The sequence below is a fragment of the Fibrivirga algicola genome (assembly GCF_011742925.1).
Lineage (GTDB): Bacteria > Bacteroidota > Bacteroidia > Cytophagales > Spirosomataceae > Fibrella > Fibrella algicola.
In genome coordinates this window covers 196,126-212,583 of record NZ_WAEL01000007.1, presented here as the reverse complement: position 1 = coordinate 212,583, position 16,458 = coordinate 196,126, and the positions used below count along the sequence as shown (strand labels likewise).

The window sequence follows — 16,458 nt, the reverse complement described above, 5'->3', positions numbered from 1 at the left end:
CCACGCACCGGGCAGTTAACTAAAATCAAGGCTTTTTCGAAACCTATAGAGCCGTTGTTGTCTTATGTAGACTATGGCAGATCATATCAGAACAGCGCTCGTAACGGGGGGCTCAAAAGGCATTGGCTACGGTGTGGCCGAAGCACTCATCAAGGCGGGCGTGAAAGTGGCCGTTACCAGCCGCTCGCAGGAAGCCGCCGATAAGGCCGCTCAGCAATTGAATTCGATCAAAGACGGATATGCGATAGGCATGGCCGCCGATGTGCGCAATCTGGCCTCGCAACAGGCGGTAGTCGATGCCGTCGTGCAACAGTGGGGCCGGCTCGATTACGTCATCGCCAATGCAGGCGTGGGCCACTTCGCCCCTATCCAGGAACTAACGCCCGAGCAGTGGCAGGAAACCATTGACATTAACCTGACGGGTGTGTTCAACTCGGCTAAGGCCAGCATCGACGAACTGAAGAAAACCGAAGGCTACTTCATTAGCATTGCCAGCCTGGCCGGTACCAACTTCTTCGAGAAAGGATCGGCCTACAACGCCAGTAAGTTTGGTCTGGTAGGCTTTTCGCAGGCCATTATGCTCGATCTGCGTAGCGAAGGCATCAAAGTGAGCACCATCATGCCTGGCTCCGTGGCTACCGAATTTGCGGACCACACGCCATCCGATGCAGATGCGTGGAAAATTCAGCCGGAAGACATTGGCAAACTGGTGATCGATCTGCTCAGCATGCACCCGCGCACGCTCCCCAGCAAGATCGAGGTACGTCCGACTATTCCGGGCGGCAAGAAGAAGTAGAGCAGCCGATAGACCAGCAAGTACCTAATTACTAATTAATTAAAAAACAGCCCCTGAGGATTCTCTTTCCTCAGGGGCTGTTTTTGCCTTACCACACGCTAGTCGGTCGGTTAACGCGCTGCATCATACCTGATCGCCATGATCTGAGCGGCCTCTTCTCCGCTCATCGTTCGTACCTGCACCGTGTCACCAACGCGCTTCCCCTGTAAGGCGCGGGCAATGGGGGCGGTGAAGGCGATCAGCCCCTGGGTAACATCCGCTTCGTCGACGCCAACGAGGGTCAGGTGACGGACGGTACCTGATTTAGGTTGCAACGTTACAGTGGCCCCGAACCGAATTTCATGGGGTGGTTGGCTAGCCGGGTCGATCACATGGGCGCTGCTGATGCGCTGGTTCAGGGCGCCAACTTTTCCGTTGATCAAGGCCAACTGCCGGGTACGTTCCGTTTCGTCGGTTTCGTTAAGCTGAACACGCGCATGGTCTGCTTCCAGTTCGGCTAGCTCGGCGCGCAACAGCACAAGTCCACGCGGCGTGACGTAATTACTCAGGCCCGGTGGCAGTGGAGCCCTGGCCGGAATCATGACCGGATCATCGGCCGATTCGTTTTTTAGAAAGGCGCGGCTCATGGGAATAAAAAAAAGGGTGTCAAGTCTCAGATTTCACATTTTATGAGCTTCGCTTGACACCACATGGGTAGTTTAGCAAAGCCTATAAAACGTAAAACCCGGGACTTGACACCCCTTCTTTTTATTCTATCGTACGCCCCTTACTTCCTGTTGCCGAAGAAACGGAGGAGGTACAGGAACAGGTTGACGAAATCGAGGTAGAGACGCAGGGCACCCATGATGGCCCCCTTCCGGTCCGACTCGGCATCGGTATTCCCGACGGCGTTCATTTCCTTAATCTTCTGGGTATCGTAGGCCGTTAGACCGGTAAAAATCAATACACCCAGAAAGCTGGTGATCCAGCTAACGACATCGTTATGCAGGAACAGATTCACCACCGAGGCGATGATCAAGCCAATCAGCCCCATCATCAACAGACTCCCCATTCGGGTCAGGTCAGTTTTGGTGAAGTAGCCGTAAACGCTCATGGCGCCAAACGTCAGGGCTGTGATGAAGAACGTGGAGGCAATGGACGTACCTGTATAGATCAGGAAAATACACGCCATCGTCAGGCCATTCAAGGCCGAATACGCAATGAACAGGGTGGTGGCCGTGGTAGCCGTCATGCGATTGATCATCGCAGAGAGGCCCATGACCATCAGAATTTCACCGATCAGGAGGCCGTAAAAAACAAGGCGATTACCGAAGATCAGCGACAGCATTGTTTCTGACGAGGCCGTGTAGATCGACACGACCGCCGTGATTAACAGGGCTACGCTCATCCAACCGTATACCTGCGCCATAAAAGCGGCCTGCTCCCGTTCAACGTCTTCGGGCGTAATATATCTGGATTGTACTCTGGGCTGATTTTGGCTACTCATATGGCAGTTGTTTAACGTTACCTATACAACAGTTTTTTGGCTGGTAAGCGCTTAAAATTTCCCTAATTTCTGTTAAAAATGGGGTTCTTCTGCCTGCAGACCGGTCGCGAAGCTACTGATTTTGTTCGGGTTTACCGCACCACCAGCATCCGTACCGATACGCGTTGCTCGCCCGCCTGTGCCGAAACAACATACGTACCAGCGGCCAGCGCCAATACGCTTAATCTGAAAGCCCGGTCAGACAATCGACTAATGGGCACAGCCATGACTTTTCCCGCTGCGTCGTGTATCGCCACATTGCTTACGCCCGCCCCTAGCGCCTCGCCTTCCAAGGTAACCGTATCAGACGCCGGATTAGGAAAGAGACGGAACGGAGCGGCCAGTGGTTCTGTGGCTGTGATGAGCGTGCGGAAGACAGGCACCACATCGAAGTTCTTCTGTAAAATCGACGTCACTCCGGTAGTGCTCGCGCCAAGCCAGTCGGTCAGCAGGGCCGCGTATACCTGACGGAAATCCGTTTGCATCTTGATGTTGTTGGCATCCAGATCCGACAAATTCGGGTTCTTGCCGATCACGGTAGTTTTCACCCCTTTTCCAAACACGAACAAGGGAGCGGCCACGCCATGATCGGTACCCAGGCTGGCATTGGACACTGCCCGGCGACCAAACTCCGAAAAAGTCATGCCGGCCACGCGGTCTTCGGTGCCCTGCACCCGAAGGTCGTCCTGAAACGACTTCACGGCGTCGGACAGTTGTTTCATCAGGTTGGCGTGCGTGCCGGTGGTGGTGTCGGTGGCGCTGGTTTGGTTCGCGTGGGTATCGAACCCGCCGATGGTGACGTAATACACCCGCGTTTGCAGCCCACCGTGAATCAGCCGGGACACGATCTTGAGTTGGTCGGCCAGGCTGCTGCTTGGGTACGTAACCAGGTTCTTGCCCTTGGCAGCGGCCGTTTTAATCTGTGCTGCGTACTGAACAGACGATAATTGCTGCTGCCGAATATGGGTGATATGCTTGCCTGCGGGTGTATTGGGCGGCGGTGCCAGATCAATCGTTTGCTTATCCCCCACGAGTTGGGCAAACGTATCGGGGTTAGGAATAGCCACGGCCATTGGCCCGCCCGGACCGGCAAACGCCGTCGACGAGATGTAGCCTATCTGAATCGCCAGCGGGTCTGGTACGTCTTTGGTCGGGTAGCCCGTTGGGTAACCCGGCCACTCCGAGTCGAGGTATCGGCCTGCCCAGCCGGTAGTCAGCAGTTGCCCGTTATCGGCACCCGTAAACCAGATATCACTGGCCCGGAAATGCGAGAAACTCGGCGACGGATACGCCACGCTGTGGACAATTGAGAGTTTACCGTCGTTATAGAGACTTTGCAGGCCCGTCATCGACGGGTGCAACCCTGTAGCCGGGTTGTTGGTCAGCTTCAGCACCTTGGCCTCAGGCAGGGCGATGTTGGTTCGCAGGGACGTGTATTTGCTCATCTGATCGAGCGGCACCACCATGTTTAACCCGTCGTTTCCACCATTCAGCTGAATCATCACCAGCACCCGGTCGGTGGTCGTGGCCAGTTGCACCAGCGTTTGCATGAACGCCGAATTGGGCGCACCAAAGGCTTTTGCCCCGAATCCGTCAATAAAAACGGGCAGCAACATCGAGGCCGAAGCCTGTTGAAGAAAATGTCGACGATTCATGGGTACGTGGGTTATTGGGTAACTGGGGATTACCCCTCAACACAGTTGATACTCGGCCAGACGGAACATATACTGAAGCGTCGCGTTCAGCTTCGCGCTCACTGCCATTTGCTTGCTCTTATTAGTGGCATCGGTGGTGTAGGTCAGCCATTCATCGGTCCACTCGTAACGCGGCAGGCCAGCCACCAGCACGTTATCGATCAGGAAATCGCGTTGCGTGGCAGTTAGATCAACCGCGTAGAGCAGCGCCGCCCATTCATCGATCAGCTTCACCGGATCAGACGGATCAGAGGTTAATTTGGCCAGGGCAATCGTATCGAGCGTCAGTTTATCCGTGCCGTATTTGACGGTACCGCCTGTCAGCAAATCGGTGTAATACCCGCGCAGGGCCAGCGTGGTGCTGTTGATCCAGAGGTCGTAGAAGCCCGTATCGTAGTAGGGTCGCCAGCCAAACACCGTAGGCTGATCGAGCATGTCGAGTTGCTGCTCTTTATTTCGGGTGTGAATAAAGCTCATCAACTGCGTAAACCCGGTCGGGTTTGCCACGGCATCGGGGGCTGTAATGCCAAAGAAGCGCAACGTACCCACGTTCAGTTCGAGCGGTGATTTAACAATGGCGCCGCGCAGGGCCTCATCGTAGAAATGCTGACTGGTCAGCAACGCCACCACCACGGGTCTGATCTCGTAGCCGCCCTGCCTGAAAACCTTGGCCAGTGGCTCAATGAAGTTCTGCTCAATGTCGGGTGTAATGTCGGCATTGACGAACCAGCGGTATAGTTTTCGTACAATGAAGCGGGCGGCTTCGGCCTGCGCCAGAATCATGTCGATCAGCTCATTCAGTTCGTCATCACCAGCCGTAGTACCGGTTCGCCCTTTGATGACCTTGTTCTGGTACGAAGCCGAAAAAACTTTATCAGTAGTGTCGTGCTGGGCAGTGCGGAACGTAGCGGTAATAGCTGGCGTAGTGGTAGTGCGGTACCCGGTATCGGCCCAGCCCGTCAGCACGCGGGCGGCGGCTTTCACGTCGTCTTCCGTGTAGTTACCAACGCCAATCGTAAACAGCTCCTGTAACTCACGCCCGTAATTCTCGTTCGGTTTGCCCACCACGTTCTGATTTCCATTGAGGTAGCGCAGCATAGCCGGATCTTTGGTCATGTCGATCACAAAAGCCCGAAAATTGCCCAGCGCGTGCCGCCGCAATACGGTATTCTGCCGGTACATGAAGCGTGCATCAGCTACTTCAGCGGCCGTCGACACGAAATGATTCTGCCAGAACAGTGTCATCTTCTCCCGAATCGAGGGGCCTTCGTTCAGCATTAGCCCCAGCCACCAGTACTTTAGTGCGCTTTGCCAGGTCGATTGCTGAACGCTGTTGAATGCCAGCGTTTGAAAGGGTAGCCCCGTAGTTGGATCAACCGGGGGGTTGGGCGTGGCAGGGGTGCCTAGCAGGGCCTGGACCGCCGCCTGCGGCGTTTGGCCCGTAAACTGCTTTATCTGCGCTGGCGAAGGGCCAAACGTACCACGCCGCAGCAAATGGGCAGCCTGTTTAGCCGTTAGCGGTTTAGTAAATGGGTCAATCAGGGCCATACAGAAATAGGTGGTATGGAGTACCACGCCACCAATTTCCGTAATTATCCGCAAAAGTACTTATTAATCTTTTTTAACTGGAAAAGCCTGATAGGGTCAACCGCGTGGTCAGTTGACCCCAGACAACTTCAATGCTGTTTAGAATAGATCACTGTTAGCTCGTCCACAGTTGGCAGTGGCTACCGAACGGTCACATTGTCAAGACCGGCCCGGTCTGGACCAGACCTAAATTCCCCTCTGATTTTCATACCATTCAAATTGAAGAGTACTTGTTGAAGCTCCACTTTTGTGGCCGCTTTTCCTCCCTTCTTCCACCCACTCTGCTCATCTAACTTAATCGAGTAGGATGTCCAGGTCGTTGCCGGATTGCAGGACGTGTTGTAAGTCAAAGTAATCTTACCATCAGTAAGGACCACATCTTCGGTCGTTGCTCCCTGTCCATCTGCATCCGCCTGTATCAAATCAAAGCTCAGCGTTTTTCCGTACCCTCTGCGCGACTCATGCACTAAACTATCCGAGGCAAGGAAAAACCAGACGTCGGCAGAATTATCGATACCGTATACGTACCCACCCGGGTTTCCTCCGGTAGCACTATAACCTCCTTTGGCCGCCGAATTGACGGACCAACCCTGACTATCCTGATCAAATCCATTCATCAGCGGCAATGGACGGATAAAGGTGGAAAAGTCCTGACAGCTCACGTGGAGCAGGGGCAACAAACTGGAAACAAGTGCAACTCTGAATCTTGCTTTTTTAGGTAAATGCTTAAACATACAGGGTGTCTATTAGTACGGTGAATACGACAAATAAATCATATGACTATTAGACATATGATTTGATACTTAGTCACATAAGTCGATTCACTACCCGTACACAAGCAAGCCTCACTACCAAGATCAGCAATGCCCCTGTTTATTATTTTTCAGTTGGTGCTACGTCACGATATGTTGCCCGTTCATTACCAATACGTATCTCATCAAAATACACCACCCGCTTAGTTGTGGTTGAGCCCCCCCGGTCATTTTTTGGCATCCAGCCCCACTTGTACAAGCCAGCCTTGAAGTAGGTACCCGATTTGTCATTATATGCATTCGGTCCCGGAAAGCTTGCCAACAACCTTCCCTGTTGATAAACCTCGATCAGGCCGTCGTCCAGCCAGGAAAAGCGAATGTGAAAGACCCAGTCGGTCCAGACACCCGGCTCTACAGCCCCCAGTTCAATAAACTTGTCGCCCGAACGGGTTTGATTCGTATTCACGGGTTCTTTGGCCCAGATCACGTGCAACCGCCACAAGCCGTTTTCAGAAAACAAAGCAATGGGGGGACTTCGCCAGGTCTCTCCTAATTGAACATCCGGCACTTCGTGCCACTGCGCAATAATCTCCGGGTCAGGGTCTGGTTTATAATCAGTGGGCAAGAATACACTGAAGCCATACCAGCGCTCTACACGCAAAGACGAATCCGGTTTATAACGTACTTCAGACCGACTACCATTTGCGATAATCGGGTCTGTTTTTTGCAATTCGAAGCGGCCCGAATAGGTACCCGCTCGCCGAATGGAGTCTGAACGCTGTACTGAATGCGCACAGCAGGTCTCAGCCCCCCACCCTGCTGACAGTAGGGTGGTTTCGAAATCGAGTTTCGTCATGATAGGCAGCCGTTGCTGCCCGGCTGCCAGCGTAGCCAGCAGCACAAAGGGGGCGATTACAGGCAATACTCGAGTAGTTGATCGCATCGTTTACCTCGTTTTGCCTATAATCGCCCCGGAATGTTTACTTATCCGATTGTCTTACTTATCGTCTGTTATTGCTGCCTTAAGCCGGTTGGTTCAAATGAGTGTTCAGACTGCTGTTGGTGAGCCTCTTTGGGCATCAATACTTTATTATACAGTGCCAATAACTTAACCCGCTCGTAGTTCCACGACAGCTTACTGATTACACGGTCGTACCCGTACTCGCCCATGTAGGTGCGTACCTCCGGGTTATCGAGCAAGTAGTTTATCTTGTCAGCGAACTCCTGTACATCGGAGCCACTCACGTAGAGCGAGGCCTCTTCTGCTGAGAAACGTCCTTCTTTAAGATCGAATTGAACGATTGGTTTTTTAAGGGCCATATACTCCATGATTTTATTCATGGTCGACAGGTTGTTCATCTCGGTTGGCTTGTCGGGATTAACACAAACGTCGGCTGCATTCAGCACGTCGAGCATCACGCTGTCGCTAACCCGTCCGTAAAAGTCGACGTAGTCAGACAACCCCATACTCTTTGCCAAGTCAACCATTTCTTGAAGCCCCGTACCGCCACCAACAATGGCAAACTGTACATCCTGCCGTTTTGCGACTACCTTCTCTATGGTCATCAGCAACAGATCAATACCTTCCTGATCACTGATCACACCCAGGTAGCCCACCAGGTGGGTACGTCCTTTTTTCGCATTCTGATCACCGGGCCCCAGCTTTAGCCGTTCCAGTTTTGGGCCACTGCGGACAACAGTTACCCGGTCTGGAGCCATTTTGCCCCGTCGGATTGCAATTTCTTTATACGACTCGTTAGTGGCTATGCTGTAATCGGCGGTTTTAAACGTAAGCCGTTCAAACCAGATCATCAGGTGGTAGAAGAAGTCTTTTCGGCCATATTTAGCGATATATAATTCGGGGTTTATATCGTGATGGTCAAATACGTACTTCACGCCAAAGAGCTTAAAAAAGACGGCAACCGTGAAAATCAGATCGGGAGGATTACAGCCATGAATGACATGAAAGCGCTTCTTCGCAAAAATTTTCAGGCAGTACCAATACCACCAGAAGATCGACGTAGAATACTCAACCAAATACCCGAGTGCTCCTGATGCCTCGACAGGTAACGGATGCCGGTAAATATCGATGCCCTCCAGTTGTTCAAAAGGCTTTGTGTACCCCTTCATTTGCGGACAAATGATACTGACTTCAGCACCGGCCTCGCGCAGGGTGGTTGCCTCCTGCCATACCCGCCGATCAAACGGCACTGGTAAATTTTCAACGATGATTAAGATATGTTTTCCGGCAACGTTCGAGTCTACTTGTCCCATAACTATACGGCTAAAAAATAGGTGGAGAGGTTAAGCATACGTACCTACGGCATCATACGACCAGTTGATGCCGATGTAGTTGTTCGACGCGTTAAGATCGGCCTGAATCCGAACCAGATCCACCACGGTTTTTCCCGATACGTTCTCCAGCAACGTAACAAACCCTGTTTCTTTGGTTGCTACCACCAGTACATCGCTCCACTCGGCCAATTCAATATCGTCGGCTACCATCAGGCAGGACAGGTGAGGAATATGCCGATCGATGTATTCCTTGTTTGTACCGGTCAGCTTTGAGTGATGCACGTTTTTATCGTAGATCTTCAGGTTACATCCCTTCCCAAGCAGTGCCTCGGCCAGTTCAACCGCCGGGCTGTTGCGCAGGTCATCGGTGCCCGCCTTAAACCCAATGCCCAGGAAGCCGATATTACGGTGAGCATGTTGCATCAGCACCGCCAGTGCCCGCTGCATCTGAATCTCGTTGGTGCGGTGGATGTTATTGATAACAGGCACCTGCACATACAGATCATGGGCCAGAGTTTGCAGCCCTTTCAGGTCTTTCGGTAAGCAGGAGCCGCCGTAGGCAAATCCGGGTTTGAAGTAGTACTTCGAGATATTCAACTGGGTATCCTGGCAGAAGATATCCATTACCTCGTGTGAGTCGATATTCAGTGCCGAGCAGATATTGCCGACCTCATTGGCAAAGGAAATTTTAAGGGCGTGAAACGTATTGTTCACGTACTTCATAATCTCTGCTGTTTTGGTATCAGCCACAATTATTTTGGCGGGTAACTTTTCGTACAGGCTCCGTGCTACTGCCGCCGCGCGCTCCGACTCGGTGCCGATGAGGGTGAGTGGTGGGTTGAAGTAATCACTTACGGCTGTTCCCTCCCGAAGGAATTCTGGATTGCTGATCACGGCAAAGTCAACGTTACGTACTTTACCGGTTATAGTTTCTATACGTGTAGCAATCTGATCGCAGGTGCCAGGCATAACCGTCGAACGAATGGCGATAACATGGAAGCCCTCTTTCTCGGCCAGCACTTCACCAAAATGATCAGCTACTTTAAAAATATAGGATAGGTTCAGGTGGCCCTGTGGGGTAGACGGCGTACCAACAGCTATAATGGATAAATCTGTAGACAGAATGGCCGATCGGTAGTCGGTTGTTGCTTTAATGCGGCCCGCTGCAAACTGTTCAGCAATAATCTGATCAATATCTTTCTCTACAATGGTGGCGCGACCTGAATTGATTTGACCCACTTTTATTGGGCTTACGTCTACACCTGTTACATGATGCCCATTCTGAGCTAAACATCCAAGGCTAACACAGCCTACATAGCCTAAACCGAAAATACTAATGTTCATATCTAGTTAGTTTAAAGAGTGTACAGAAATTTGATGGATTAATTCAGTGGTACCTTTTTCGTTTATTGGCCGTGATGCCCGTATGGTCGTCGTTTCCTGTTTGCGGTAGAATCGTTCAGAATACCATCCGAGAATGGCCGGTTCGGTTTGACCGCGACAGATGTCGACAGTAAGGGATAAATCGATTTGCAAGACAACCTGTCGGTTTCCATCCGGATGCCTGATAAGTAATTTTCCTGGCGTCAGTGCGGTCACTATTGCCTGGGGATGCAGGTGAAAAAACACCTCCAGCGTATGTGGATCAGCATTTTCTGACCGCACAAAATCTCGAATCGTAAACTGGTCGTGGGCCCGATCGAACTCAATAGCACGACGATGATGACAACCGATGCTGGCGTAGCCATTATGGGAAGCCGATACCATCTCCAGCGACTCCTGCTGGTCAGTCATGTGCACAGTGCTGGTATAATGATTGAGCCAGAGTAACCCTCCTGCCTGATAGGCCTGGTTCAACCCGTCTATACACACAGTGTTGTGCGCCCTGGTGCTGACAAAATAATTCCGCCAGTCAGGTTCGGTATGATAGGTATAGGTTCCAGAGTCGACAAAAAGTGGTTTGCCATCTACGTGCAATAAAAATGATAAGGCGTCGGCGTGACCATGAGCGGCAATGGATAAGAAACCAAGCGGAGCAGCGTCGAAATGCAGATAAATTTCCGACTCATCAGCTCCTTGTTTTCGAAAAATAAAATGACCTTCATTTGCATAATGTGCACTGCTCAACCTGGTAGCGGAGTCAGGTACTTTATCAAAATCAATGCGCCCCTGTTCACCAAATAGAATGTAATTCTTCAGGTCAAAACCGTGCGAATATTGTTTAAATATTGGGTTGCCATACAAAAGAGCTCCTGATGCTAAAATTGAGCGGAAATTATTGTAGGGCGTTTTATCATACAAGCAAACAATCCGCCCATCGTCTTCATCTCCATACTGCGGAAAATTACCCTGTACATCTAGAAAATTAGCAATGTACGTTACTATTAATTCTAAAGCAGCAGCGAAAGAAGTGGTAAACGGACGACCAATCTTTCGTGCAACGGCAAATGGAATAAGAAAAAGATCAGTGATGAATTGAATGTATTCTGCGGCTTCTTCTTTGTTGATCCCGTTTGCGCTATGCTGCTTCTTTATTTCAGTCTCCAGACCTCTACGCGAGTAGCTTTCCCATTCGGCTGATTCCGGAAAATCCCAAAATACGCTGGCTACAAAAAGGCCAGCATATTCCGATACCAGGTGGTTATTGGCCGACGAGTAATGAGACGGATTACGCCGACTATACACACAGTGCTGATAAATAGACGGCAGCCAGGACTTCTTGACAAATTGCCCGAAAGTGGCGTCTGTTTTCATCAACTCAGAAGCGTCCAATATATTCCAGCAAATAAACCAATTGATCAAGCGAATATTTATCTCAATATTACTGTACCAGTTTACGCCAATTAAGTAAGGATTAGCCTGTACCCACGACTCAGTTATGGACACAAATTGTGCCAAAAAGTGTATGTCACCAGTGCGTTTATACTGAATTGCCAACGAAGGCAGAAATTGGAGTCGATTTATTTCCCAAACGTATTTAGCACTACCAAACCGGTCTGTTCGCGTATTTATTTCTTTCGCATAGGTAAGTGGGAATCGATTTCCAGTGCTAATATCTAAGTGCCAATCAATTGGAGCCGAAAAATCAATTTCATGATTAAATATCTCCCAATGTGTAGTGTACTCGCTCGCTGGAGCATGAGCCGGATCATAGGGAAATAAAGTTTCGGGCATTGTATCAATAGCCAGCGTAGGCTTCCAACCCGCCTGCCGCTTATCTGTCTTCTTCTGGATAAATTGACCGGTGCGATAACCAATCTCCGGAATTGACATCGATTGCAGCCGATGGTAAAACCATTGGTAGTTATTGATTTTCATACGAATATTTTCTTAAAATTTAGCACCAGATTTACACTAGTATTGTGCTAACCAGGTGATGGATCTATAAACTTTATTACAACAAAGACTTATAAAGAGCACTCAATTCTGGAATGATTGTATTGGGCAGATGGCGCTGCACGATTCGGTTAGAAGCCAGCCCCATTGTATTGAGTAGTTCGGGACACTCAACAAACCGCAGTAATGTATCTGCCATGGCCGTCTTGTCTCCTGGCTGAACCAGGAAGCCATTTACACCCTCTTTCACTACTTCGGCGGTTCCACCCACCGGAGTAGAAATAATGGGCAGTTCGTAGTTCATGGCTTCAAGAATTGAGATCGGCAATCCTTCATGGTATGAGGGAAGTATGTATACATCGGCAACCGACAGCAACTCGTGCTTTTTCTCGCCCGATACCCAGCCTTCAAACTGAACCAGCGAGTGTAGGCCATGCTCAGCGATATACGCCTGCAATCGGTCGGTTTCCCCGTTTCCGCCAACCCGCAACAGCAAACGCCCTTCAAACGCATCGCGATGCTGACGGATGGCGTCGAGCAGATCAAAAATGCCCTTACGCTCTCCGATTGCACCAAGGAAAAGAACCTGAAGCCGACTGTCCGTTTTAATGACCTGCTTAGCTTCGCTGTCAGGCTGGCGGTCATGAATGACGTTACCCAAAATGGTAAGCTGACGTACCTGAAAGTTTTCAGAGAAAAAGCGGTACCAATAGTCAGACAGGCAGATGACCAGATCGACCCGCTCTACCAGGAAGCGAATGAGGCGTTTACTGACCGGATCGCTGTTCTTGTAAAAAACATCGAATTTCGAGCCGTGCATGTGGTAGACTACCTGCTTGCCAAAACCGTATTTTGCAGTTAGGAAAAAGATAAATTTCCGGTAGAAACTCCCTTTGAATGAGCCTTGCAGGTGAACAATCTGAATACGTTTGTCGGCGGTCAGGGTTTGAACGAACCGGATATACTGCTTTAGGAAAAACGTGATCAGCCCCCACTTACCCGATACGGGCTTGTGACTGGTAATGTGTTTGAATACCGTGAAATGCCGGGCGTACACGTTCATGACGCTCCCCACTCCGCCTCGGTAGTTGACATGGTCGGGACCAACGGTTAACACTGTTTCGGCGATAGACAAGGGGAGCAGAGCTACGTTATGCTGCGTGGGTACGTCTGCAATCATAAATTCGTTTTGCATTAGAGGTAATTAGCGAGGTATTGTCCGGCCGTTTGGCGGATATCGAATTGCCCACGTACGTACTGCTGTGCGGCTAATGCCTTCTTGCGTACAGTCGTTGATTCATAAGAGTCAACTAATTCGCTGATTTGTCCGGCAAGCCGCCCGGTATCTCCCGAAGGGAATGAATACCCGAACTCATTGTGCCGGATCAATTCCATCGGACCATCGATTGCCGAAACCAACACTGGAACCCCTGCCGCCATCGCCTCAGCGATGGTTAAGCCAAAGCCTTCGTACAAAGATGGTTGCACGAGAAGATGGTAGTTTTTCAATTCCCGGTACAGCTCCGGACGAGATTTTAAACCGGCAAATGTCACGTATGCCTCCAGACCGTAGGTACGTGTCAGTTCTTCCAGAAATGGCCGCGAAGTACCTTCACCTACAAAATCGACCCGTAATTGAGTCATACCCTGCTCATATACCAATTGCCGTACGGCTTCCAGTAACAAGTGCTGCCCTTTTTTCTCGTGCATCAGCCGGCTCACTTGCAACACCTTGAAATGCCCCTTGCCGGAATAAGTTGTTTTCTGCTCAATCTGACGAGTTTGCACGCCGTTGTAGATTGACTGAGCCATGAAACCCGAACGCTCCTGGATATCCTGACTGACGCTCTCCGAGATGGCAAACAACTTGTTATAGAGTCCGAAATGCTGGGTTGGAATCTGCATGTCATGAACCGTGAGGCAACGCTGACCGCGATTTCCCCAAATCCACTGTGCAACCTGATGATTATGGCAGTGAATCACGTCTGGCTGTATACGTAATAAGAGAGCATTGAGCTTAGCCAGGTAGAAGGGATTACGACTGCCCTTTGGCCGACCAATCCGATGTACTGCTACGCGGCTATCGACCCGGCTCAACAGGTCAGCATCGAAATGATCGTTGATTAAAATCAGGGACGTGTCGGCCTGGGCGCACTGCTCATTGAGAATATCAACCAGCATCGTTTCGATCCCACCAACGTCTAGGCTAAAATTGATATGGGCAATTTTCATGACGCTTTGAGGGTTGCCTTCACGCGCTGTTTTAAACCGTAGTAGCGTGTTTTCAGGACTGCTCGCGAATACGGATTCGCGCCATACTTGAGCAACGTAGTTCGAATGTCATGCATAAACTTATGCCCCCCTGTACTAGTCTTTGTTTCCTCCCATTTTCTAAAACCAGCCAGCGCATAATCAGAGAAAGCATAGATTGGGCCATGCTCCAGCAACCGTAACCAGAGGTCTAAGTCCATACAGTAGTGAATGGCTTCATTTAAAAAGCCAATTTCACGAACCAGGCGGGTAGGATAGAAAGACCCTTGCTGAATTAAGTCGTAGTTGTTGTTCAACAAATAATTACGGCTCTTTATTGGTAACCGGCGTGTGCCGATTATATGCCCATCCGCATCAATCCAGTCATTAACAGAGCCATAGTACACAGACCCGTCGCCGAATGCAGAATAGAGTTTTACAATCTGTTGCACACAGTCAGTGTATAAAATATCGTCTGAGTTAATCCATCCGACCAATTCTCCTGTGGCGGCCTTAAAGCCTTTATTAATTGCATCTGACTGTCCATTATCCTTTTCATGAATCACCAGTGATAATCTGTCACGATATCGATCAACGACTTCCATTGTCGAGTCGGTTGATCCTCCATCGACTATGATGTACTCAATATTTGAATACGACTGGGCAAGTACAGATTGGATCGTGGCTTCAATAAACTGCCCCTGATTATAGGAGGGGGTAATTATTGATATTTTGGGGAGTTCACTTGACATAGACGTTGTTATTTATGAGTCGCTGTTCAGTTTCAACTAAAGATCAAGCATTCACAACAGTATAACATTCAATAATCGTAGCACTTCTACACTAATAAGCTTTCTTTTTTTTGAGACATCTCAATTGAATAAAGATATAAAATTTTATTCTTTTGCTTTAAAACTATCACAATAAAAAATATTAAGATAACCCTAAACGCAATACTCAATAATTCTATACCAGCGAAAGAAGTAAATAAAGCTGACACAAGCACAAGTATCCCAATTTCACTGTAAGGTATTTTATGATATCTATAGAAATACTTTATCATTTTTATATTAAGTATTATAAAAAGAAATGTCCCTACAAAGCCTAAATGCATTAGAAGTACAGACCATGAGATATCACTGGTATCAACCTGAGTTTTAGACTCCATTTTTTTATTGTACGTACCAATATCGAAGTTCATTCTACTAATTTGCTTTGCACTTTCAGATAAAAGTCCTATACCAAAAAAATAACGAGACGGCTCTTTATAAATATAATCAAATCTTTCTGTCAAATGTAGCAGACGGAAAGCAAAAGAATTGGCATCTGTATCATCAGAAAAATGAGATGCACCTTTAGAAAAAACACTTGTCATATCATCAGCTCCCTTCATGAGTCTATTTCCAACGATACTACTGGTTGAAATAGCTAGTAAAACTATTGAAGTTAGCACAACATATATTATCTTCTTTTGAAAAGACTGCTTGGTCATTATATAAACACTTATGACCAGAAGAGTTGTAAATATATAACTCCTATGAAGTGGAGCTACTACAGCTAATAATAATATGCCAAGTGTAAAAATCTGATAAAAACGAGTTTTGAATTTATAGTTAAATAAATAATTAAGTAAAACTGGAAGCAAAAATAAGGGTAGATTGTAAAACCTTATCAAACCTGTCTCGGATGCATCGTGAACAGAGACGTCTCCACCAGAAACTCCTGTTTGTAACAGTGTTAAGCCAGTTACTATTTGTAATAAGTATAACACACTTTGTCCAATTGTTATGACAGACAAGATGTTGAAAACTCGGTTTAAGATTTTTACGGGTACCAATATCAGCACACCAAAACTTAATATAAATAAGTAATTTCTGAACACTTTAACTACTCCACTGATATCATAACTTAAAACAAAAATACTGTATATAGCATCAGCAGTCACAAATAGAAGAAAAAATAGCATCCATTTAAAAATATGCTCACTTTTGACTGCCTTTAATATTGTACTTATATAACACACAAATATTGCTATTACGTAAAAAATCAATACATCAGTAGATTTTTCTAATGGGGACCCTAACATTAATATAGATGAAGGAATTAACTGATAACCATTTGTTAATAGGCAAAAAAATATCAACAACGACCATAGATAACGTTTGGCTATAAATAGCACAAATCCAATTACGGTAAGTATAATACAGATCATAATTAAGTAGG

14 protein-coding genes are annotated in these 16,458 nt (G+C 48.4%); 1 reads left to right on the top strand and 13 read right to left on the bottom strand.

The window, feature by feature from the left end:
* Positions 1-73: 73 nt before the first annotated feature.
* On the top strand, positions 74-796 hold the full coding sequence (locus F7231_RS19150; protein ID WP_085414028.1) for an SDR family oxidoreductase: 723 nt from the start codon (positions 74-76) through the stop codon (positions 794-796).
* A 110-nt stretch (positions 797-906) separates the two neighbouring features.
* Here the strand turns inward: F7231_RS19150 and F7231_RS19145 are convergent, their stop codons facing one another.
* The 13 genes from F7231_RS19145 to F7231_RS19085 form a co-directional block, all read right to left on the bottom strand.
* Positions 907-1,422: a GreA/GreB family elongation factor gene (locus F7231_RS19145; RefSeq protein ID WP_166693135.1), complete on the bottom strand. Its 516-nt coding sequence runs from the start codon at positions 1,420-1,422 to the stop codon at positions 907-909.
* 140 nt (positions 1,423-1,562) lie between these two features.
* A complete protein-coding gene (locus F7231_RS19140) occupies positions 1,563-2,282 on the bottom strand; it encodes a Bax inhibitor-1/YccA family protein (RefSeq protein ID WP_085414030.1) in 720 nt (239 codons plus the stop codon).
* A gap of 131 nt (positions 2,283-2,413) precedes the next feature.
* Positions 2,414-3,976, bottom strand: a complete 1,563-nt coding sequence (locus tag F7231_RS19135) for a DUF1501 domain-containing protein (RefSeq protein ID WP_166693134.1) — start codon at positions 3,974-3,976, stop codon at positions 2,414-2,416.
* Between the two features lie 36 nt (positions 3,977-4,012).
* Positions 4,013-5,563, bottom strand: a complete 1,551-nt coding sequence (locus tag F7231_RS19130) for a DUF1800 domain-containing protein (protein ID WP_166693133.1) — start codon at positions 5,561-5,563, stop codon at positions 4,013-4,015.
* Positions 5,564-5,742: 179 nt separating this feature from the next.
* On the bottom strand, positions 5,743-6,264 hold the full coding sequence (locus F7231_RS19125) for a laminin B domain-containing protein (RefSeq protein ID WP_310589354.1): 522 nt from the start codon (positions 6,262-6,264) through the stop codon (positions 5,743-5,745).
* A 214-nt stretch (positions 6,265-6,478) separates the two neighbouring features.
* The gene (locus tag F7231_RS19120; protein ID WP_166693131.1) at positions 6,479-7,297 is read right to left on the bottom strand and encodes a polysaccharide lyase family 20 protein; all 819 of its coding nucleotides are present in this window, start codon (positions 7,295-7,297) and stop codon (positions 6,479-6,481) included.
* Positions 7,298-7,365: 68 nt separating this feature from the next.
* On the bottom strand, positions 7,366-8,628 hold the full coding sequence (locus F7231_RS19115) for a glycosyltransferase family 4 protein (RefSeq protein WP_085414035.1): 1,263 nt from the start codon (positions 8,626-8,628) through the stop codon (positions 7,366-7,368).
* A gap of 30 nt (positions 8,629-8,658) precedes the next feature.
* The gene (locus F7231_RS19110) at positions 8,659-9,993 is read right to left on the bottom strand and encodes a nucleotide sugar dehydrogenase (protein WP_085414036.1); all 1,335 of its coding nucleotides are present in this window, start codon (positions 9,991-9,993) and stop codon (positions 8,659-8,661) included.
* A 6-nt stretch (positions 9,994-9,999) separates the two neighbouring features.
* Complete coding sequence (locus F7231_RS19105) at positions 10,000-11,967, bottom strand: alginate lyase family protein (RefSeq protein ID WP_166693130.1); 1,968 nt, start codon at positions 11,965-11,967, stop codon at positions 10,000-10,002.
* Between the two features lie 76 nt (positions 11,968-12,043).
* Positions 12,044-13,180, bottom strand: a complete 1,137-nt coding sequence (locus F7231_RS19100) for a glycosyltransferase family 4 protein (RefSeq protein ID WP_085414038.1) — start codon at positions 13,178-13,180, stop codon at positions 12,044-12,046.
* Positions 13,180-14,217, bottom strand: a complete 1,038-nt coding sequence (locus F7231_RS19095; RefSeq protein ID WP_166693129.1) for a glycosyltransferase — start codon at positions 14,215-14,217, stop codon at positions 13,180-13,182. The genes F7231_RS19100 and F7231_RS19095 overlap by 1 nt, the downstream gene beginning before the upstream one ends.
* Positions 14,214-14,987: a glycosyltransferase family 2 protein gene (locus tag F7231_RS19090; protein WP_166693128.1), complete on the bottom strand. Its 774-nt coding sequence runs from the start codon at positions 14,985-14,987 to the stop codon at positions 14,214-14,216. Before F7231_RS19090 ends, F7231_RS19095 begins: the two co-directional genes overlap by 4 nt.
* Before the next feature lie 86 nt (positions 14,988-15,073).
* Positions 15,074-16,447, bottom strand: a complete 1,374-nt coding sequence (locus tag F7231_RS19085; RefSeq protein ID WP_166693127.1) for a hypothetical protein — start codon at positions 16,445-16,447, stop codon at positions 15,074-15,076.
* Positions 16,448-16,458: the final 11 nt, after the last annotated feature.